Below are 21374 nucleotides of genomic sequence, written 5' to 3' on the forward strand. Positions count from 1 at the left end.
TGCTTCTTTTATCATAGCAGGTGTTCAATGGACTTGCAAAAAAGCTTACTCAAATAATTGCATAATCGCTTGGGCCACAGTCAATTCATCGTTCAGCACCTGTGTTTCCAGTTTTCTGACCAATTGGCGCCGTTCTGCATTGTCAAAAAAGCGGCTGTGCAGCTCATCCGTAATCATTGAGCGGAACCAATCCTTGGTCTGTTCCTGGCGGCGCTTTTTCCAATATCCGCTGACTTTCACCGTGTCTTCGAATTCTTTGACCATTTTCCAGACTTCCGGGATACCGGTTTCTTCCATCGATGAAACGGCAAGCGAACGCGTTTTCCAACTTTCCGTAGCGGGTTGCAGAAAATGCATCATCTGTTTGTATTCTGAAACGGTTTTTTTCGCCAGCTGCGCGTTTTCCCCATCCGCTTTATGGACGATGATGGCATCCGCTAATTCCAGTATCCCCTTTTTCATGCCCTGCAGTTCGTCTCCGGCACCTGTCAGCACCAATAACAGGAACATATCGACCATTCCCCGGACCAGTGTTTCGCTTTGGCCGACACCGACCGTTTCCACTAAAATGACATCGTATCCCCCTGCTTCACACAGGAGCATCGTTTCCCGTGTCTTTTTATGGACGCCGCCAAGCGTTCCTGCTGTAGGGGAAGGACGGATAAACGCTTGTGGATTCCGAGCCAGCTGTTCCATCCGCGTCTTGTCTCCAAGAATACTGCCTCCCGTTAGAGAGGAACTTGGATCGATCGCCAGGACAGCAACCCGATGTCCAAGCTTAGTCAGCATTTCGCCGAACGTTTCGATGAATGTGCTTTTACCTGCTCCTGGAACACCCGTAATTCCAATGCGAATGCTGTTGCCGGTGAACGGCAGCAATTGATTGAGCAATTCCTGTCCATTCTTTTTATGTTCAGGATTTGAACTTTCCAGCAAGGTGATCGCTTTGCCCAAGTATAGACGCGAACCGCTCCGGACCCCATCTCCAATCGCCTGGATATCCAAGATCTCGTCTGCTGGCTTCTTGAACTTCTTCCGTGGCAAGGCCTTCATGCCATCATGTGCCTCGTGGACACCTTCCATGACACGCCTGGAATTCTTTTTGCGGCTCATCAGTCTGCCACTTCCTCATATCCAAGGCGCACATAGATTTCCTCGATGACTTTCTGTGCTGCCACCGGTATGACTGTACCCGGTCCAAAAATCGCACTGGCTCCGTTATTGCGGAGGAATTCATAATCCTGAGCCGGTATAACTCCGCCGACCACAATCAGAATATCTTCACGGCCAATTTTCGCAAGTTCCGCTTTCAAATCCGGAACCAAAGTCATATGCCCTGCTGCAAGCGAGCTTACGCCAATGACATGGACATCATTTTCCGCTGCCTGTTGAGCTGTTTCTGCAGGCGTCTGGAACAACGGTCCGATATCGACATCGAAGCCCAAGTCGGCAAATGCTGTCGCAATGACCTTCGCTCCACGATCATGTCCATCCTGCCCCATCTTGGCAATCAGGATACGAGGACGGCGCCCTTCGTTTTCAATGAAATCTTCCGTCATTTCCTTGACGACTTCCATTTCCTGCTGGTTAGAGAAATTCGAACTATAGACTCCGCTCACTGAACGAATCACCGCCTTATGTCTTCCGGATGCTTTCTCGATCGCATCGGAGATTTCACCAAGTGATGCCCGGTGCCGTGCCGCTTCTACAGCGCAGGCCAGAATGTTTTCTTCGCCGCTTTGCGCCGCTTTCGTCAATGCTTCCAGAGCCGCTGCCACTTTATCGCTGTCGCGTTCGGCTTTCATGCGGTCCAAGCGTTCAATCTGTGTTTTACGGACCATCGTATTATCGATGTTCAGGATATCGATCGGATCCTCCTGATCAAGACGGTAGCGGTTAACCCCGATGATCACTTCTTCATTGGAATCGATTTGCGCCTGCTTTTTCGCAGCTGCTTCCTCGATGCGCATCTTCGGCAAGCCCGTTTCGATGGCTTTCGCCATTCCGCCCAGCTCTTCGACTTCTTCAATCAATTCCCATGCTTTGTCCATCAATTCCTTGGTCAACGATTCTACATAGTATGAGCCGCCCCACGGATCGATGACATTGGTCATCATGGTCTCTTCCTGAAGGAATAATTGGGTGTTACGGGCAATGCGTGCCGAAAAATCCGTCGGCAACGCAATGGCTTCATCCAGCGCATTGGTATGGAGTGACTGTGTATGCCCCATTGCTGCTGCATTCGCTTCAATCAGGGTGCGGGTAACGTTATTGAATGGATCCTGCTCGGTCAAACTCCAGCCGGATGTCTGTGAATGTGTCCGCAGCGCCAACGCCTTGTCGTTTTTCGGATTGAAGGTTTTCATCATTTTTGCCCATATTTCACGGCCAGCACGCATTTTGGCGACTTCCATGAAATAGTTCAGACCGATGCCCCAGAAAAAGGACAGACGCGGTGCAAAATGATCGATATCAATACCTGCGGCAAGTCCGGTACGGACATATTCAAGTCCGTCTGCCAAGGTGTAAGCCAATTCAAGATCCGCTGTCGCTCCAGCTTCCTGGATATGGTAGCCGGAAATTGAAATCGAATTGAATTTCGGCATCTGATCGGACGTGTACTTAAAGATATCCGCGATGATCTGCATCGACATAGCCGGCGGATAAATATACGTATTGCGGACCATATACTCTTTTAAAATATCGTTTTGGATCGTTCCCGCCAATTGGTCAGGAGAAACTCCCTGCTCTTCAGCAGCTACAATAAAGAATGCCATGATCGGCACTACTGCACCATTCATCGTCATGGAAACAGACATCTGATCCAACGGAATGCCGTCAAACAGGATTTTCATGTCTTCGACACTGTCGATGGCAACGCCGGCCTTGCCGACATCTCCGACAACGCGTTTATGATCGGAATCGTAGCCGCGGTGCGTTGCGAGGTCAAAGGCAACAGATAAGCCTTTTTGCCCCATCGCTAAATTGCGGCGGTAAAAGGCATTGCTTTCTTCCGCAGTCGAGAATCCAGCGTACTGGCGCACAGTCCAAGGACGTGACACGTACATCGTCGGATAGGGTCCGCGGACATTGGGCGCAAATCCTGGTAGGCTTTCTTCCAGGAATTCAATATCTTTCTCTGTATAAACCGGTTTTATGTCAATTCCTTCATTTGTAGTAAAGGCGCTTTGCTGTGTGACCTTCTGAGAAGCAACAGTCAGCTCATCGAGTGTGACTTTCGAAAAATCGGGTTTAGCCATTTAGAGCGCCTCCTTTCCTAGAGCGAGAATTTTCTCGAGTTTTGACGTAATATGTTTACCGGAATACAGGCTGTCGACGATGCCAAAGCTTGCCCATTCAGAAAGTTGTTCTTTCGGGTATTTGCCAGCCAGATCAATGCTGGATTGCGTATTTAAACCAGGGACTATGGCTGCAACTGCTTCTGTTGATCCACATAATACGGCATAATCAATTTGTTCATCAGCCAGGAATTGATTGATTTCTTCAGCAGTCGCCAAATGAGGGCTAACCAATGGTTCGATTCCGCCAACTGCAAGGAAACCTGATACGAAGTCTGCTTGGGCTTTAATCTTCTTTAATGGTTCGATCAAAACAATTGCCGATTTCAGGCCGGTCATCTTGCTTTGTGCACGAATATTTTCAAAAGGCGTCGCCAGGCGTTTTGCCGTCATGTATTCCAAATGCCCATCGTCGATTTTGGCGTCTTTAACCGGTTCCTGTGGATTTGCGTAAATATTGGTGCCGATCAGCGACTGTTTGCGTGTCGCTACATTTTTTTCCCGTTCAATCCATTTCGCCTGAATATCATCTGTCAGCCAGCCCGACTTGATGACTTCGGAATAGCCGCCCGCCTCTTCGATCTCCAGGAAGTAATTCCATGCGGCTTCTACGTACTCTTTCGTCAAAGTTTCAATAAAATAAGAACCTGCGGCCGGATCGATTACATGGGAGACATGCGCTTCTTCTTTGATGACCAGCTGCACATTGCGTGCGATACGCCGGCTCGATAGGTCAGGTTCCGTCAAGAAGTCATGAGGATGGACAGTATGCGCATCCGTGCCGCCAAGGACTGCAGCAAAAGTTGAATTTCCTGCACGCAATAAATTCACGTAAGGATCCAGTTTTGAATAGGAGCGGACGGAAGTTTCCGTAAACAAAGGAATCGTCGGTGCTTCTTCTCCATAAGCGGAACTGAACGCCTGCCACAATACACGGAACGCGCGCAACTTAGCAATCTCCTGGAAAAACTGGGTATCCACCGCAAAACGGATCCACGTTTTTTTTGTGGTTTCTGCGAAGTCAGCATCTTCCATGCGCTCTGAAAAGATGCTGAGGGCAACTCCCAGTTCATGTACTGCCGTTCCTCCAGCATGGTGGATCGGAATCGTATCCACTAATCGGGTACGGACGTTTTCAGGTGCCTCAACGGCCTCTTCGGAAAAGATGACGCCTTGAACCTTTGAAATCCGTTCTGGAGATACAAAATCGAAAACCCGCAGAATATTCTGGTCGTCACCCGTCAGTTTAAAGTAAATAGGATACTGGACAATTATTTCTGCCAATTCAGTCAATTGTTCATCCGTCCAGTCAAATTTACGGAATCCCGTATAGACAACCGTTTCATTTCCGCGGAGAATATCGTCTTTCATCAACGCCAGGTATTCCTGGGCTGAGTCTGCCGTCACTTCCTGGGAAACAAGCCAGCTTGGCTGATGCTTGCCGTTCTGGATAGCGGCTACTTGTGCCGGCACGTAACGGCCCAATCGATCAAGCATTTCTTTAGTGTATAACGGTTCCAGTGTTACATCTTCAATAGTTGGTGTTTTCAAAGTCTCATCAAAAGGCTTGCCCTTAATCGCTTTTTCAGCTGCTTGTTGCCATTCACTGTATGTATGCGTTGGAAATTGTGTTCTTTTCATCGATTCGATTGTCAAACTATTCCCTCCTCAAAGGCTATCTGCTTTCATTTTACCTGACTGAACGCCGACATTAAAGGGAAAAAAAGCTGGAAGTCCGAAGACTCCAGCTTTTCTTAATAAACAGACGTATTTTCTTTTGACATATTTTCTAATATTTCTTTGACGCGTGCCAGGAATTGACCACATACGAGGCCATCAAGTACACGGTGATCAAGCGATAGGCAAAGGTTGACCATGTCACGTGCCGCAATCATCCCATTGTCCATGATGACCGGACGTTTAACGATCGACTCCACCTGCATAATGGCTGCTTGAGGATGATTGATGATGCCCATCGACTGGACAGAACCAAATGATCCGGTGTTATTGACAGTAAACGTTCCACCTTGCATATCAGCGGATTTCAATTTTCCTGAACGCGCTCTGAGCGCCAGTTCATTAACTTCCTTGCCAATGCCTTTAACCGACTTTTCATCAGAATTCTTGATGACCGGAACAAACAAAGCATTGTCTGACGCGACAGCGATAGAAATGTTGATGTCTTTTTTCTGGATGATTTTATCTCCAGCCCACATGGAATTCATCATCGGGAATTCTTTCAAAGCCTGTGAAACAGCTTTAACGAAGAAAGCGAAATAGGTGATATTGAAACCTTCTTTTTTCTTGAAATCTCCTTTGATGGAATCACGGTACTGAACCAGGTTTGTGACATCCACTTCGATCATCATCCATGCATGCGGCGCTTCGTGCTTGCTCTTCAGCATATTGGCAGCGATTGCCTTGCGCACGCCTGTGACCGGAATTTCAATATCCCCAGGTGCACTTTCAATCGGTGCAGCTGCTGGTTTCGGCGTTTCCGGTGCCGGTGGTTGTGCAGCTGGCTGATCGGTTTGCGGAGCTTGTTTCTCAGCTGCAGGAGCGTCTCCCACTTTCGGAATATTGCCGCTGTCAATCAAGGCCATCAAATCTTTGCGGGTGATGCGCCCTTCGTTTCCTGAGCCTTCCACTTGGGCCAAATCGATGTCGTTATCCTGTGCTAGACGAAGTACTGCGGGTGAGTAACGGCCTTTCGATCCCGATGGTTTCGCAGGCTGGGAAGATCCTTTGGTCCCTTCAAGCTTATCTGTCGGCTTCGCGCCGGCTGCCGGCATTTCTGTCGCCTTTTCGCCGCTCGCCGGTTTTGCTTCTTCAACAGGAGCCGCGTCCCCGCCTTCTGTTTCGATCGTGCAGACGATTTCGCCGACCGCCAAGGTTTCACCTTCTGCAGCAATCAATTCTTTGACTGTACCAGTGAACGAGGATGGGACTTCCGCAGTTACTTTATCCGTATTGACTTCTGCAAGCGGATCGTATTTATTCACATGATCACCCGGCTGGACGAGCCATTTTTCAATGGTGCCTTCTGTAACACTTTCGCCCAGCTGAGGCATTTTGATGTTTTCAATAGCCAAGAGAGTTCCTCCTTTACTTGATGGTGTCTATTTTTCTGTTTGAACGTTTTATGCCTGTCGGAGGCCCACAGGATGCGGGTCATGTAAGCGTTGCGACAGGAAGTCGCACTTTTAGCTTACGTTCCTTTATTAGGCGCTTTCGCTTTTCTTTTAGTCCAGCTTCGGCGCCCAGCTCTTTGGGTCATAAGCCAACCCGGCTGTGCGGCAAAAAGCGCCACTTCGCCGGTCCGTCTTATGCCCGGCAGAGCTACATGGGCACCTACGCTTTTCTCACTGTCCAGCTCCAACAGCCAGTCCCTCGAGTCGCTTCAGCTTTCCCGGCAATGGCAAAGAACGCCATTACCAGGAAAGCTTCCAGCGCTTGTCGGGACTAACCGGCTGTTTCCGCTTTTCTCTTTGTCCAGCTCCAGCGCCCAGATTCTAGGGTCATAAGCCACTCTGGCTGTGCGGCTGGAAACACGCCGCTTCGCCAGCGCGTCTTATGCCCGTCGAATCTACATGGGCGCTTACGCTTTTCTTTTTAAAACTCCGCCAATTCTCTCATCGCTTTTTCCACTTTATCCGGGTTGATCATGAAGAATTTCTCCATGGTCGGCGCATAGGCCATTGCCGGGATATCAGGGCCCGCGAGACGTTTGATTGGAGCATCCAGATCGAATAGGCAGTTTTCAGCGATGATCGCCGCTACTTCTCCGATGATGCTTCCTTCTTTATTATCTTCTGTAACGAGCAGCACTTTTCCGGTTTTCTTCGCGGCTTCGATGATGCCTTCTTTATCCAAGGGATAGATCGTACGCAAGTCGAGGACGTGCGCAGAGATTCCATCTTCCGCCAAACGTTCTGCTGCCTGCAATGCAAAGTGGACAGCCAGTCCGTAAGTGATGACGGTGATGTCTTCGCCTTCGCGTTTTACATCCGCTTTACCGATTTCAATTGTATAATCTTCTTCCGGCACTTCGCCTTTTATCAAACGGTAAGCGCGTTTGTGCTCGAAGAACATAACAGGATCTTCATCGCGGATCGCCGCCTTCAAAAGACCTTTAGCGTCATATGGAGTGGATGGAATAACGATTTTCAAACCAGGCTGGTTCGCAAATATCGCCTCCACCGACTGTGAATGGTAAAGGGCGCCGTGGACGCCGCCACCAAATGGTGCACGAAAAACAATTGGACACGACCAATCGTTATTTGAACGGTAACGGATACGGGATGCTTCAGAAATGATCTGGTTGACGGCAGGCATGATGAAATCCGCAAATTGCATTTCTGCAATTGGACGCAATCCATACATCGCTGCACCAATTCCGACTCCGGCAATCGCCGATTCCGCAAGAGGAGTATCCAAGACACGGTCTTCGCCGAATTGATCGTAGAGACCTTGTGTCGCTTTGAAGACCCCGCCTTTTTTACCAACATCTTCTCCGAGAACGAAGACGTTTTCGTCACGTTCCATTTCTTCTTTCATGGCAAGCGTGATGGCATCGATATAAGACATAATAGCCATTATTCGTCTCCTCCTTCTTCGGCATAGACATATTTCATCGCATGTTCCGGTTCTGCATATGCTGCATTTTCTGCGTAATCTGTCGCTTCATTGACTGTTACCATAATGCGGTCATTGATTTCTTTTTCAATCTCGTCATTCATGATGCCATGTTCTTTCAAATAGGCACCGAACGTCAAGATTGGATCCGTCGATTTTTGTGCAGCCAATTCGTCTGCTGAGCGGTACTGGCGATGATCATCATCCGAAGAGTGTGCCGTCATCCGTTCAGAAACGGTTTCGATCAGGCTTGGCCCTTCACCGCGGCGTGCGCGGTCGGCAGCCTCTTTGACATGCTTATAAACTTCGATTGGATCATTGCCGTCGATTGTCACTCCCGGCATGCCGTAGCCGATTGCGCGGTCTGAAACGTTTTTGCTGGCCAATTGGCGTTCAACCGGTACCGAAATCGCATATTTATTGTTTTCGACCATGATGACCACCGGTAATTTATGGACGCCGGCAAAGTTCATGCCTTCGTGGAAATCACCTTGGTTGGATGAACCTTCACCAAGAGTCGTGAATGTAATGAAATCTTTTTTCTTCATTTTGCCTGCTAAAGCGACACCCACTGCGTGTGGCAATTGTGTCGTAACTGGTGAAGATCCAGTCAGAATGCGATTGCTTTTCTGTCCGAAATGGCCAGGCATCTGGCGTCCGCCTGAGTTCGGGTCTTCAGCTTTTGCAAAAGCTGAAAGCATCAGGTCTTTCGGTGTCATCCCAAAGTGAAGGACCACACCGATATCGCGGTAATAGGGAGCGATATAATCCTGTGTGTTATCAAGTGCGAAAGCCGCACCGACTTGCGCAGCCTCTTGACCCTGGCATGAAATCACGAAAGGAATTTTACCTGCCCGGTTCAAAAGCCACATGCGTTCATCCACACGGCGTGCCATCAACATCGTTTCATACATTTTCAATAAGTCATCGTTTGTCAAACCGATTTCTTCATGTTTAGAAGCCATTGTTTGTTCCTCCTTCAACTATGAATTGCTTTACCGTCAACTGCCAGTGCCGCTTCGCCCATAACCTCTGAAAGTGTAGGGTGCGGATGGATCGTTTCAGCAATTTCCCATGGTGTTGCATCCAATACCATCGCCAGGCCAGCTTCTGAAATCATATCCGTCACGTGGGGACCGATCATATGGACGCCGAGAATATCGTTTGTTTCTTTGTCAGCAATAATTTTGACGAACCCATCAGATTCACCGTATACCAGCGCTTTGCCGATGGCTTTAAAAGAAAACTTGCCAACTTTGACATCATGCCCTTTTTCTTTTGCCTGATCTTCTGTGATGCCGACGCTTGCTGCTTCCGGATTGGAATAGATGCAGCGTGATACCAGATCGTAATCGATGGCATGCGGGTTATTGCCTTTAATGTGTTCAATGGCTGTGATGCCTTCATGGGAAGCGACATGCGCCAATTGCAGGCCGCCGATCACATCACCAATTGCATAGATATGGGACTCTTTTGTCTGGAAGGATTTTTTCACTTGAACAAAACCTTTTTCGACGATGATGTCCGTATTTTCGATGCCGATGTTTTCAATATTCGCTTGGCGACCAACAGAAACCAGCATTTTTTCGGCAGAGAAACTTTCATTTTCACCGTTGATTTCCGCTTGGATCGTTACGCTATTCTCGCCTGTTTCCAAGGTATCCGCCATCACTTTTGCGTTTGTCGCAAACTTGATGCCTTTTTTCTTCAATAGCTTCAGCATTTCCTTGGAAATGTCTTTGTCCTCTGTCGGGATGATGCGGTCCGCATACTCAATGACCGTAACGTCAACACCAAAATCATTGAGCATGGAAGCCCATTCGATTCCGATGACTCCACCACCGACAATCAGGATCGATTGCGGCAGGCTTTCCATTTTCAACGCCTCATCGGAACTCATGACAAACTCGCCGTCAATTGTCAGACCCGGCAACGTGCGTGGACGTGAGCCGGTAGCGATAATGACATTGTTCGGAATCAACATTTCGTTTTCTTCCCCATTTTTCATCTCTACAGAAATAGTTCCGGCGTTCGGTGAAAAAATAGAAGGCCCAAGGATTCGACCGATGCCTTCGTAGACATCAATCTTCCCTTTTTTCATCAAACCTTGAACACCTGCGTGCAATTGGTCGACAATTCCTTGTTTACGTTGCTGGACACGTCCAAAATCAAGTGTGACTTCACCAGTCTGAACACCAAAATCCGCTGCATGGTTTTTGGTGGTTGAGTATACTTCCGCACTGCGGAGCAATGCTTTGCTTGGTATACAGCCTCTGTGCAAGCAAGTGCCACCCAATTCGCCTTTTTCGACGATTGCTGTTTTCAATCCGAGTTGTGCAGAGCGAATCGCCGCTACATAACCGCCTGTTCCGCCGCCTAAAATGACAACATCATAATTTTGAGCCATGGATATATCCTCCTTTATACGCTTTAATCAACGTTCATATCTGTTCATCCTGCTGAATGAAGGTTCTCCGTCGATTAATACGGATAGATCTTTACACGTTCTTCTCCATTCAATACCCTTGCTGCACCTTCTGCCAATGCTTGAAGTTCATTTTCACCTGCCTGGACCTCGACGTCCGCAATCCAGCTGACTCTTTCGGAAATCGATTCGACAAAGGATTTTCCGTAAGCCAGGCCGCCTGTCAGGATGATGGCATCGACCTGCCCCTTTAAGACAGCACTGGCAGAGCCGATTTCTTTGGCAATTTGATAAGCCATCGCCTGATAGAACAACTCTGCTTTTTCATCACCTTTTAAAATCCGCTGCTCCACCTTCACCACATCGTTGGTATCCAGATAGCCGAACAATCCACCTTGCCTCACCAATTTCTTCATGATTTCATGGCGGCTGTACTGTCCGGAAAAGCATAATTCCACTAAATCGCCTGCCGGTACAGTTCCAGCGCGTTCAGGACTGAAAGGGCCATCACCGTGCAAACCATTATTGACATCAATGACGCGCCCACCTTGGTGGACTCCAACCGTTATGCCGCGCCCCATGTGGGCAACAATCAATCGCATCTCTTCATAGGAGCGGCCAACTTTATGAGCGTATCGCCGCGCAACCGCTTTGTGGTTGAGCGCATGAAAAATGGACTTTCGTTCGATGGAGGAAAACCCGGATATCCGCGCAATCGGCTCCAATTCGTCTACAACTACCGGATCGACGATAAATGACGGAATATTGAGGGCATCCGCAATTTCAAAAGCGATGATGCCGCCTAAATTGGAAGCATGCTGCCCTGAAAATCCTTCCTGGAGATCTTTTATCATTCCATTGCTGACTGCATAGGTCCCGCCTTGAATGGGGCGGAGCAAACCGCCTCTTCCACATACTGCCGACAGGTTGGAGACGTTCATACCTTCTTCATCCAGCGCTTCGAGAATGGTGTTTTTCCTGAAAAGATGCTGGTCCGAGATGCTTGGGAATCCTCCGATATCTTCACCCGAATGGCTGATCATCTTTTCCATAATCAGGATATCGTTGTCAAAAACGCCGATCTTAGTCGAAGTGGAGGCAGGGTTAATGACTAGAATACGATTCAGCTGTTTTTGCACATCGATCCCCCATTTCTTCTGTTTTGCTTCGCAAAATTAGTCATAGTTGTTTGAATTGATTTGAATCGGAATAGTTGAGAGAAAAACAGCAGGTGAAAATGACTGGCTCACCTGCTGGACATTATTTATCTTCTGCTTAAAATATTGTGTTCGTTTCTCAGGAACTGAGTTCTTGAATTACGGACACGGTCAATGCGCTCTTCAGCCATACGGTCTGCAGCGATATAACTAGGAACATTATCACGCTTGGAAATCGCGAAGATTTTCGTGATGCTGTCGTAGATGGTTTCGACGCGCTTCATCGCACGTTCGTTATTGTATCCGTATAATTCATCCGCAACATTGATGACACCACCGGAGTTGATGACGAAATCAGGGGCGTAAACGATGCCGCGAGCTTCAAGTTCGTCGCCGTGGCGTTCTTCTTTCAGTTGGTTGTTGGCAGAACCGGCAACCACTTTCACTTTCAATTGAGGAATCGTATCGTCATTGATGATGGCTCCCATTGCACATGGAGCGAAAATGTCCGCTTCTTGTGAGTAGATGTCATTTGGTGCGACTGCTGTAGCGCCAAATGCAGCAACTGCACGCTGCACCGCTTCTTCGTTGATATCCGTAACGATCAATTTCGCGCCTTCTTTGTGAAGGTATTCGCAGAGCGGGTAAGCAACGTTGCCGACGCCTTGTACAGCAACTGTCTTGCCTTCCAATGAATCATCGCCGAATGCTTCGAGAGCAGCGGCTTTCATGCCGATGTATGCGCCGTAGGCAGTTACTGGAGACGGATTGCCTGAAGAACCGAAAGCTGGCGAAATGCCTGTTACGTAATCCGTTTCTTCATGGATCAAATCCATATCCGCAACTGTTGTACCAACGTCTTCAGCAGTTATGTAGCGGCCATTCAACCCTTGGATGAAACGTCCGAATGCACGGAACATCTCTTCGTTCTTGTCTTTCAACGGATCACCGATAATTACCGTTTTACCGCCGCCCAGATTCAATCCGGCTGCAGCATTTTTATATGTCATTCCGCGGCCAAGGCGGATTGCGTCTTCAATCGCTTCTTCTTCTGTTGCATAATTCCACATGCGCGTTCCACCAAGGGCCGGCCCGAGAGTTGTGTCATGAATGCAGATGATCGCTTTAAGTCCTGAGTTTTTATCCTGGCAGAAAACCAACTGTTCGTAATCGCCCTGTTCCATTCTTTTGAAAATTTCCATTGTCAATTCCTCCTAATAGTTGTTCCTGAAGTTGATGATGAGCAAATGGCCAAAGCCAATGAATATAATTTGCTTTCGGCGCTGTCGGCTCGAGATGACAAAACAATCGGTGCCTTTGCCCCCGCTACTATACTGCCGACTTTCGCCTTCGAAAAAAAGACCAGTGATTTATACAGGATATTGCCGGATTCAATAGTTGGAACAAGCAGGATATCGGCTTTGCCGGCATTGTCGCCTGCTATTCGTTTATGTTTGGCTGCATCGATGGATATTGCATTATCGAGGGCAAATGGCCCGTCTACAATGCAATTCTTGATTTGGCCGCGCTGATTCATCGCAGTCAACGCCGCAGCATCCAGCGTAGCTTCCATATTCGGATTGATTACTTCCACACCCGCGAGTGGTGCGACGATCGGCATTTCAACACCGACTGCGCGCGCTATCTGAACAGCGTTTTGAATAATTTGTACTTTTTGAGATAAATCAGGATGGATATTCATGCCCGCATCCGTCACAAAAATCAACCTGTCGAAACCAGCAACTTCAAAAGCGGCAATATGGGACATGACAGATCCTGTCCTCAGGCCATAATCTGGATTCAGCACGGCTTTCAATAGCACTGCCGTAGCAATCTGGCCTTTCATCAGGATATCGGAATCATTCCTGAATACTGATTTCACCGCTTCTTCTGCAGCCATTTCCACAGAGCTGACATGATGGAGCTGAACATGGGGATGGTTGAGCAGCTGCGGAAAATGTTCCCGCATCATTGCTGTTGCCGCCAATTCATCATCGTACAGGCGAAAATGTGCCATCTTTCGGTCGACAGCCATGTTGACCGCCTCCAAAACAGCCCTATCTGCCGCTGCGGCTACTGCCACCGTGTGGCCGAAACCGTTTGGCGCATTTTCGAGTAAATAATTTAATGTGGCCATTCTTGCTCACCTCATTCTTCTTAATTAAAACAGAATGAATGGCGATTTATAAGGGATGAAAGCGTTTTATTTGCGTTTCCACCGCTAATACTTTGCAAATACTTGCAAAACCCTGCAAGAGTTTGCAAAACGCTTACATCAAACCATATTTTTCTAATTTGTAATACAACGTCCGAAGGGAAATCTCCAATTGTTTTGCCGTCTTGGATTTATTGCCATTAAATTGAGTTAATGCGTGATGAAGAATTCCGCGCTCTACCGTGTCCAACTGTTCCTGCAGCGATACTGATGATTGGATCACCACCTCGTTTTTCGCTTCGGCGACCCGCAGCATATTGAGCGGGATATGTTCTTCGGTCAACACGCGGTCGTTCATCTGCATGAAAATCATCGAGCGGCTCAGCACATTTTCAAGTTCCCTGACATTGCCCGGCCAATCGTAGACGCGCAAATACTGCAAAGCCTTGTCAGAGATGGATTCGACACTGCGGCCATATTCCTGGTTCAGCTTCAGGAGCAGCCGTTCGACGATTCTTGGGATGTCCTGCTTGCGGTTGCGAAGCGGCGGAATGAGGATTGGCATACGGTTCAGGCGGTAGTACAGATCTTCACGAAATTTGCCTTCTAATAATGCTTTTTCCATATTGGCGTTTGTCGAGGCGATGACCCGCACATTGACAGGTATCGGTTTGGTCCCTCCGATGCGCAAGGTTTCATGCTCTTGCAGCACACGCAATAACTTGCTTTGCAGTGCAGATGACAGTTCACCGATTTCATCGAGGAAAATACTGCCGTTGTTCGCTTCTTCAAACAAGCCGCGCTTTTCTCCAGTTTTGATGCCAGGAATCGCCCCTTCCTCGTAGCCGAAAAGCTCACTTTCGAGCAATTCTTCGGACAAGGCAGCACAATTGACACGCACGAATTTATTGTATTTCCGTTCACTCGCACTGTGTATCGCATGAGCAAAAAGTTCTTTGCCTGTACCCGATTCACCACGCAAAAGCACGGTCACCAGCGTTTGGGCCGCCAGTTTCGCTTGTTGCAGCGATAATTGCATTTCTGAGGACAGGCCGATGATGTCATCGAAGGTATATTTGGACTCCAATGTCCGGATGATGCTGCGGGCACGGTCCAATTCTTTCATCAAAGAACGGATTTCTGTCGTATCATGGATGACGCCTACGCTGCCTTTCAATTTATTGTCGACGATGATCGGTGCGACATTGACAATGACTTCCCTATTCGATGGCCCGACCTTTAAATTGACGCCCCGTACAGGTTTGCGTGTCTGCAGGGCTTTGAGGTGCATGCTTTCCCCTTCAGATATATCCGCCGATGCGGGCTGGCCGATGACATCCTCCACCTGCAAGCCGGTGATGCGTGTATAGGCCGGATTGACGAGCAGGCCATAGCCTTTTTCATCCACGACCGAAATGGCATCGTCGCTCGATTGGATGATGGCTTCCAGCATCGTCTGAATTTCTTTCAGATCCGTGATTTCCTCTGCCAGGGATACGACTTCTGTAATATCCTTGAAGACCGCAAATGCACCGATCGTTTCTCCGTTATCGTCGATCATCGGAAAACGGGAAGTGACAATTTTAGAGCCATTTTTCAGCTGCAGCTCCCTGTTCAATTCGATGCGCCCTGTTTCATAAATCCTCGGCAGTTCACTTAACGAAATAAATTCGTGGATATGCCGTCCGATCGTTTCATCAGCTGCCACTTCAAGCATTCGTGCCGCACTTTTGTTCATAAAATTGATATGGCTCGTTTTGTCGATGCCGATCATGCCTTCTTCTATCGAGTTAAAAATGATTTTCTCACGGTGGCTTTCCTTGCTGAGGCGATTGATGAAATGTTGCTTCTCTTCCAGCAGACGAACAAACACATTTGCAAGGCTACCAGGGATGATAACGGTATTTTTCAAAAAATGCCCTTGCAGTTCCTCGTAGAGTGAATTGCTTCCTGTGACATTAAAGACAATGTCGATGTCCCTCTTATTGAACTCCCGGTAATCTTCTGCGACCGGAATACCGTTTGACTTTGCAGTCAACATGGCTCCAGCCTCAGGGTTCAAATCGACAACGCCGCGCACATGCAAGTAATCAGTTTCCAAAAGAGTGTTTAAAATGGCTGAGCCTCCAACGCCGCCGCCTATAATCAGTACAGTTTGCAAATTGATTCAACCTTTCTCTGCTGTTTTGCAAGTAATTGCAAGAATGTTTTAAGCGTACATCAGGAAGGTTTTCTTGACAACTTTGACGGAATTGGAAACAATAGATACAGAAGGATGTGGAAATATGGGTCGTCTAGTGGCATTTATCATCTTGCTGATCCCTGGAATCATGGCGGCGTATGGCATAAAATTGATGCGTGATACCTTGTTTAATAAATTGCTTGAGCCTTATCCGGCTCTTTGGCTTCAATTTACACTCGGCACCGTTTTTGTCGTTCTAGGCATCGGTTTTTTCGCAGGCTTCCTGCTGAACCGCGACCGCAAAAAAGGAACCGTCTCAAAAAGATTCCAGAAGTAAAAAAAATTGCGTCTACCCTACAAGGGGAGACGCAATTTTTCTTTTGACCCGGTCCGGGTAATTGGTGATGATTCCGACCATTTGTGGATCCAGGCGATTCATAAGCGACTCTGATCCAAGGATTCCGTATAACCGAACTTTTTTGTCCAGCTTCAGGATTTCGCCACAAAAAGATTTGGCCATCAGCCGTTTGTGGAGATGAATGCTGTCCACCCAGTCCATGTCTTTGATACGAGACAACTGCGTACTCTTTTTGATGATCCATGCCATTTCCGTTGAAGGCATCAATTTCTTCATCTGCTTCAACAATTGTGGGTTGAAAGAAGATAGATGGACATCTTCCATCCCTTCCAGCATAGCCGCAAGAATCTGAGGCCCTTTTGAATTTTTCACAAAAGATTCCTTCAGCTCGACATTCAAAGGGATCTTCTTTTTCTTCGCCCATTGGAATACTTCGTAAGCCAGCGGCATTTGATGATGAGAGAAATTCCGCATCCATTTCCTGCCTATCCGGAGTTCCTTTATCTCTTCATACGCGAGCGTATGGATACCAGCATTGATACCGGTGAGACGACGCAGGTTGTCGTCGTGATAGACCACCACCACTCCATCTTTGGTGATCTGCACATCAAGTTCGATGCCGACACCGAATTCACAGGCCTTAAAAAAAGCATTCCATGTGTTTTCCAATGCATATCCTGAAGCGCCTCGGTGTGCATACACTTTGACTTCAGACAATAAAATCATCCTCTTCCATTTCTGAAATCGATTCGATCAGTAAGTCGGGGTCTGCCCAAGCTATACTGCCCTTTCGTACTTAGTTTCTCAACCATTTTAACATCTTTGGCAAGAGACTAAAAGTCTTGCCGGTTATTAAGGTTTATGGATGTCTTTAATTTCTTATTACGAATTTGGTTTTCAAACACTAACCTTATGTAAGTTCTTACATTGGAAGCTGGGAACAACAAAATCCAGTCAATAACTGGATTCCGAAAACACTATTCGCTGGTAAAATTATTTTCAATGAATTCTTTTTCCTGTTCCTCAGTTAAAATGCCTCTAGCTTCTCCAATACTGCCGCCCTGCATACCCCAGATAAAATTGTGTTCATCATCCACTTGGTCAAACTGGCCATTCTTCCACCGTTCGATTATTTGAAGCAGATCTTCTTTTGAGTTGAAGTCGGAAGCCAGCAAAATTTCTTCGGCTTTGGCGATGGATTCGTCATTCATACGGATCAAGCCCCATTTTTCAGAAGCTACGACTTTTTGATGGGTCATTTTATGCATCATCGCCCATAGAGCATTTTCAGACGCATTTTTTGGCACCGATTGAGCAAATTCCAAGCCCTCCATTTTCTGTGTGCTTTCCTTCATCGCTTTTTCATCAGATACTTGCGCCGATTTTGAGCTTTCAGCATCCCCTTGTTTATCCGAAACTTTGAATGCTCCAAATCCGATAAAGCCAAGAGCAATAAAAGCGGCCGTTAGATAGACTATTGTTTTTTTCATCATCAAACTCCTTCAGTCAAATTTCCTCATAGTTTACCCTAGCATTAGGGCATTAAGTACCACTATAACAAATGTATGACCTTCTATCTACGCTTTTCTCTCAATTTCCTTTTAAGCAAGTCGAGCCTATGAAGTTTCATTGCGAATATTTCGCATAACAACGGCATACAAAAAACCAATGAACTGAAGCTTCATTGGTTTGGAAATCTATCGGTTATGCTTGGATTTTTTTCATAAGGACAGCATTGTAAAGAACGCAATCAGTATGCTGACGCAATAAACACCGTAAAAATACAGCCGGTCGACGACGGTCCCTTCGCCATTCCCCAAAAAGTAGTCATCAATTTGCCTGATCAATTGCAATTGCGCTCGCCTCTTTTCATTCTGCTGGATTTGCCGGTTTTCGCTTCAATCTGCATGTCCTACTTTTCTTCTATCCAGAAAAACGGCGTCTTAATCTTTTCCTCTATTCTGTTTTTCTTAAACCCTTTTTTCTCTCCTAAAATTAGATTGATTCCAGAAAAGCCGAACGATACAAGGCACCGCTGCAACTGCTAAAAATAAAAAAATCTCCTGCCGATCGGCAGAAGATTTCAAGAAAATGTTTAGTTGTGTGGATCATCCCGCATTTCCAGCCGCAGGCTATCTGCGACCATCGCAATGAACTCGGAATTGGTCGGTTTTGATTCTAAATGGGCTACGCTGTAGCCAAAGATTTTAGAAATATGCTCTACGGTTTCGTGGCGATTCCATACTTGTTCAATGGCATGCCGAATCGACCGTTCGACCCGTGTCGAAGTCGTATCAAACTTGGAGGCGATTCCTGGATACAGCACTTTAGTGACTTTGTTCAGGATTTCAGGTTGTTCTAATACTAAAGAGACTGCTTCCTTCAAATAATTATAGCCTTTCAGATGGGGAGGAATGCCGATATCTTTAACGATATTGGTGATCCGGTCTTCTTTCGTCAACCTGCTCTCAGGCTGCCCCGGCGTCTCGCTCCGGGCTTTCATAATATGATTGATCTGCACGGCCAGACGATCAGCTTCAAAAGGCTTCATGATGAAATAGGAAGCCCCGTATTCTGCAGCTTGGCTCATGATGGATTCCTGTCCGAAAGCAGACAGCATAATCACATCAATCCCCTGTAGATCACCGTTTTCCTTGATGGCATCCAACACGGCGATGCCGTCCAAATAAGGCATGATGATGTCCAGCAGCAAAATATCGACTGTCTGGTTATGAAGCATTTCGATGCAGGTCTTGCCGTTATAGGCAACATCCACCACTTCCATATTGGGTTGCGCATTTAAATAATCTTGCATCAGTCCAACCAATTCGCGATTATCATCTGCAATTGCGATTTTTATTTTGTCCATTCGACTCTCTCCTTGGTGACTGACTCTAGCAGTTTCCGGTACAGCCTTCAGGCAACGGGTCGATCAATCTTCTTCCCACTGCCAAATAGCTTATTTCATCATTAACTTACGGTCTGCTGCGAGCGACAGCAGTTCTTCCGCATGCTGCAGGGTCAAATCCGTGATTTCGGCCCCTGATAGCATCCGGCTCATTTCTTCTGTCCGTTCGCGTCCATCCAGCTCTGTGACTGCAGTTGTCGTGCGCTGCTTGTCGACTTTCTTCTCAATGAATAGATGCTGATCGGCCATTGCCGCGACTTGAGGCAAATGCGATATGCACAAGACCTGGGAATGGACTGAAATGGCAGCAATCTTCTCAGCAATCGCCTGTGCCACCCGTCCGCTGACGCCTGTATCCACTTCATCGAAAATGATGGAGGTGATGCCTTGATGCTTAGAGAAAATAGTTTTTAAGGCCAACATCATTCGGGACAATTCCCCGCCTGAAGCCACTTTCGTAAGAGGTTTCAACGGTTCCCCAAGGTTTGTCGAAATATAGAAGGAAATTGCGTCATGGCCATTCCGGTCGAATCGGCCGTTCGGCAACACAGAAAAGTTCACTTCAAACGAAGCTTTCGCCATATGTAACTCTTTCAATTGTTCCATGATGGCCTTGCCCAAACTCTTCGCGGCTTTTTTGCGGAGAATTGTAAGTTCTTCCGCTTCCACACGCAAATCTTCGGTCAACTCTTTCAACTTTTCCTGATCCAGCTGGTAACGCTGATCGCGGTTGACCAATTTATCCAATTCATCTGTCTGCTTTTCATGATACAGCAAAATGTCTTCTACGGAAGCACCATATTTTCTTTTTAAAGATTGAATGACCGCTAAACGTTGCTCGATCTCATTTAAACGCGCTGGATCAAACTCCATATCATCCAAAATCCGCTTGATTTCAGTTCCTGTATCTTGAATGAGGTAAAAAGCGCTCGACAGCGTTTCCGAAGATCCGCTGAAGGTTTCATCCACTGCCGCCGCGTGTTCAAGTTCAGACATGGCAGAGCCGATCCAGTCCAGGCCTTTGCTTTCGCCTTGGATCGCTTCATGCGCAGCTGAAATGGATTCGTAGATTTTATTGAAATTCTGCAATTTTTTGCGCTCTAATACCAATTCTTCTTCTTCGCCTATCACCAATTCCGCTGCTTCAATTTCCTGCAGCTGGAAAGTCAGTAAATCGATGCGCTGGGCAATCTGTTGTTCGTTTTCCGTATAAGAGGAAAATTCCCGCTTTAATTTAGTGTATCGATCGAATGTTTGGCTATAGCTCTCCCTGGACTTGGCCAGGCTTTTTCCGGCAAATTGGTCCAACAGGTAAAGATGCTGTTTTTCATCCATCAATTCCTGTGTTTCATGTTGGCCGTGAATATCAATCAGCGAGGCGCCAACTTCACGCAGGATGGAGATGGTCACCAGTTTTCCGTTGATGCGGCAGACATTTTTCCCTTTGTCATTCAATTCACGGCGCAGCAAGATATCGCCATCACTCCAGGAAATGCCGAATTCCTCTAATCTGCGAAATACCGGGTGCTGTTCGTCTTCCAATGAAAACAAGCCTTCGATTTCAGCTTTTTTTGCACCATGCCGAATAAACTCCTGGCTGCCCCGTCCACCAGCCAAAAGATGGACTGCATCTATGATAATGGATTTACCGGCACCGGTTTCCCCTGTCAAAACAGTCAGCCCTTCAGAAAAACTGACGGTCAGGGCGTCGATAATGGCAAAATTGCGTATATCTAATTCCCGAAGCATATCCGTTCACCTCTTCTTAAAGCATTTCGATTAAACGCTGTTTTAAAATTTCACGATGTTCGGTGTCTCTGCAGATGATCAGGCACGTGTCATCGCCACAGATGGTCCCGAGAATCTCTTCCCAGTCCAAATGATCGATCAATGAGCCAATTGCATGGGCATTCCCCGGCAAGGTCTTCATGACCAGAAAATGGCTGGCTCCGTCGATGCTGACAAACGCATCCGTCAATGCACGATGAAGTTTCTGCATCGGATTAAAACGCTGATCCGCAGGCAGGCTGTATTTGTAGCGGCCGTCCTGCAATGGAACTTTCACTAAATGCAATTCTTTTATATCACGCGATACGGTTGCTTGAGTCACTTCATAGCCGGCTGATTTCAACAGGTCCACGAGCTCGTCCTGAGTTTCGATTTCGCGATTTGAAATAAGATCGCGAATTTTAATGTGGCGCTGTCCCTTGTTCATGGTGTTCCCCCTTGGATGAATAATTATTCCATATACTTAA

18 protein-coding genes are annotated in these 21374 nt (G+C 47.2%); 1 reads left to right on the top strand and 17 read right to left on the bottom strand.

The genetic code is table 11. The features are described from left to right. Positions 1–45: 45 nt before the first annotated feature. From meaB to Q0785_RS09965, 11 genes are all read right to left on the bottom strand, one after another. On the bottom strand, positions 46–1113 hold the full coding sequence (meaB, locus tag Q0785_RS09915; protein ID WP_298829242.1) for a methylmalonyl Co-A mutase-associated GTPase MeaB: 1068 nt from the start codon (positions 1111–1113) through the stop codon (positions 46–48). Further along, a complete protein-coding gene (gene scpA / locus Q0785_RS09920) occupies positions 1113–3260 on the bottom strand; it encodes a methylmalonyl-CoA mutase (RefSeq protein WP_298829244.1) in 2148 nt (715 codons plus the stop codon). Before scpA ends, meaB begins: the two co-directional genes overlap by 1 nt. Next, on the bottom strand, positions 3261–4955 hold the full coding sequence (locus tag Q0785_RS09925; protein ID WP_298829246.1) for a methylmalonyl-CoA mutase family protein: 1695 nt from the start codon (positions 4953–4955) through the stop codon (positions 3261–3263). Between the two features lie 98 nt (positions 4956–5053). After that, entirely contained in the window at positions 5054–6391 is a 1338-nt protein-coding gene (locus Q0785_RS09930) for a dihydrolipoamide acetyltransferase family protein (RefSeq protein ID WP_298829248.1), read from the bottom strand. Positions 6392–6911: 520 nt separating this feature from the next. Continuing rightward, the gene (locus Q0785_RS09935) at positions 6912–7895 is read right to left on the bottom strand and encodes an alpha-ketoacid dehydrogenase subunit beta (RefSeq protein WP_298829249.1); all 984 of its coding nucleotides are present in this window, start codon (positions 7893–7895) and stop codon (positions 6912–6914) included. Then, entirely contained in the window at positions 7895–8899 is a 1005-nt protein-coding gene (locus tag Q0785_RS09940; protein WP_298829251.1) for a thiamine pyrophosphate-dependent dehydrogenase E1 component subunit alpha, read from the bottom strand. The genes Q0785_RS09935 and Q0785_RS09940 overlap by 1 nt, the downstream gene beginning before the upstream one ends. Before the next feature lie 14 nt (positions 8900–8913). Further along, complete coding sequence (lpdA, locus tag Q0785_RS09945) at positions 8914–10341, bottom strand: dihydrolipoyl dehydrogenase (protein ID WP_298829253.1); 1428 nt, start codon at positions 10339–10341, stop codon at positions 8914–8916. 74 nt (positions 10342–10415) lie between these two features. Next, positions 10416–11498 (bottom strand): butyrate kinase, encoded by a 1083-nt coding sequence (buk, locus tag Q0785_RS09950; protein ID WP_298829255.1) that lies wholly within the window; start codon positions 11496–11498, stop codon positions 10416–10418. 125 nt (positions 11499–11623) lie between these two features. Continuing rightward, entirely contained in the window at positions 11624–12718 is a 1095-nt protein-coding gene (locus tag Q0785_RS09955) for a Glu/Leu/Phe/Val dehydrogenase (protein WP_298829257.1), read from the bottom strand. A 2-nt stretch (positions 12719–12720) separates the two neighbouring features. Continuing rightward, positions 12721–13653, bottom strand: a complete 933-nt coding sequence (gene yqiS / locus Q0785_RS09960) for a phosphate butyryltransferase (RefSeq protein WP_298829259.1) — start codon at positions 13651–13653, stop codon at positions 12721–12723. 133 nt (positions 13654–13786) lie between these two features. Beyond that, positions 13787–15832 (bottom strand): sigma-54-dependent Fis family transcriptional regulator, encoded by a 2046-nt coding sequence (locus Q0785_RS09965; RefSeq protein WP_298829261.1) that lies wholly within the window; start codon positions 15830–15832, stop codon positions 13787–13789. Between the two features lie 124 nt (positions 15833–15956). On the opposite strand from Q0785_RS09965, the gene Q0785_RS09970 reads away from it, so the two are divergent. Beyond that, entirely contained in the window at positions 15957–16190 is a 234-nt protein-coding gene (locus Q0785_RS09970; protein ID WP_223638459.1) for a DUF2627 domain-containing protein, read from the top strand. A 12-nt stretch (positions 16191–16202) separates the two neighbouring features. On the opposite strand, the gene Q0785_RS09975 is transcribed toward Q0785_RS09970, so the two are convergent. The 6 genes from Q0785_RS09975 to argR all read right to left on the bottom strand — a co-directional run bounded on the left by Q0785_RS09975 (position 16203) and on the right by argR (position 21334). Then, positions 16203–16928 (bottom strand): glycerophosphodiester phosphodiesterase family protein, encoded by a 726-nt coding sequence (locus tag Q0785_RS09975; protein ID WP_298829263.1) that lies wholly within the window; start codon positions 16926–16928, stop codon positions 16203–16205. Positions 16929–17188: 260 nt separating this feature from the next. Next, positions 17189–17701: a DUF6241 domain-containing protein gene (locus Q0785_RS09980; RefSeq protein WP_298829265.1), complete on the bottom strand. Its 513-nt coding sequence runs from the start codon at positions 17699–17701 to the stop codon at positions 17189–17191. Between the two features lie 231 nt (positions 17702–17932). Next, complete coding sequence (locus Q0785_RS09985) at positions 17933–18064, bottom strand: hypothetical protein (protein ID WP_263298637.1); 132 nt, start codon at positions 18062–18064, stop codon at positions 17933–17935. Positions 18065–18306: 242 nt separating this feature from the next. Further along, the gene (spo0A, locus tag Q0785_RS09990; RefSeq protein ID WP_298829270.1) at positions 18307–19080 is read right to left on the bottom strand and encodes a sporulation transcription factor Spo0A; all 774 of its coding nucleotides are present in this window, start codon (positions 19078–19080) and stop codon (positions 18307–18309) included. 90 nt (positions 19081–19170) lie between these two features. Further along, positions 19171–20868 carry a DNA repair protein RecN gene (gene recN / locus Q0785_RS09995; RefSeq protein ID WP_298829272.1) on the bottom strand — a complete coding sequence of 566 codons (1698 nt, stop codon included), beginning with the start codon at positions 20866–20868 and terminating at the stop codon, positions 19171–19173. 16 nt (positions 20869–20884) lie between these two features. Beyond that, on the bottom strand, positions 20885–21334 hold the full coding sequence (argR, locus tag Q0785_RS10000; protein WP_142827854.1) for a transcriptional regulator ArgR: 450 nt from the start codon (positions 21332–21334) through the stop codon (positions 20885–20887). Between the last annotated feature and the right edge of the window lie 40 nt (positions 21335–21374).

It is taken from the genome of uncultured Planococcus sp., from assembly GCF_947501725.1.
Taxonomy (GTDB): domain Bacteria; phylum Bacillota; class Bacilli; order Bacillales_A; family Planococcaceae; genus Planococcus; species Planococcus donghaensis_C.

What these genes read in the sequence shown, in the direction of transcription:
- Q0785_RS09970 (WP_223638459.1), top strand. Translation starts at nt 15,957, where the DNA reads ATGGGTCGTCTAGTGGCATTTATCATCTTGCTGATCCCTGGAATCATG.
- Q0785_RS09940 (WP_298829251.1), bottom strand. Translation starts at nt 8,899, where the DNA reads ATGGCTTCTAAACATGAAGAAATCGGTTTGACAAACGATGACTTATTG.
- recN (WP_298829272.1), bottom strand. Translation starts at nt 20,868, where the DNA reads ATGCTTCGGGAATTAGATATACGCAATTTTGCCATTATCGACGCCCTG.
- lpdA (WP_298829253.1), bottom strand. Translation starts at nt 10,341, where the DNA reads ATGGCTCAAAATTATGATGTTGTCATTTTAGGCGGCGGAACAGGCGGT.
- argR (WP_142827854.1), bottom strand. Translation starts at nt 21,334, where the DNA reads ATGAACAAGGGACAGCGCCACATTAAAATTCGCGATCTTATTTCAAAT.
- Q0785_RS09955 (WP_298829257.1), bottom strand. Translation starts at nt 12,718, where the DNA reads ATGGAAATTTTCAAAAGAATGGAACAGGGCGATTACGAACAGTTGGTT.
- spo0A (WP_298829270.1), bottom strand. Translation starts at nt 19,080, where the DNA reads ATGGACAAAATAAAAATCGCAATTGCAGATGATAATCGCGAATTGGTT.
- meaB (WP_298829242.1), bottom strand. Translation starts at nt 1,113, where the DNA reads ATGAGCCGCAAAAAGAATTCCAGGCGTGTCATGGAAGGTGTCCACGAG.
- Q0785_RS09980 (WP_298829265.1), bottom strand. Translation starts at nt 17,701, where the DNA reads ATGAAAAAAACAATAGTCTATCTAACGGCCGCTTTTATTGCTCTTGGC.
- Q0785_RS09935 (WP_298829249.1), bottom strand. Translation starts at nt 7,895, where the DNA reads ATGGCTATTATGTCTTATATCGATGCCATCACGCTTGCCATGAAAGAA.
- scpA (WP_298829244.1), bottom strand. Translation starts at nt 3,260, where the DNA reads ATGGCTAAACCCGATTTTTCGAAAGTCACACTCGATGAGCTGACTGTT.
- yqiS (WP_298829259.1), bottom strand. Translation starts at nt 13,653, where the DNA reads ATGGCCACATTAAATTATTTACTCGAAAATGCGCCAAACGGTTTCGGC.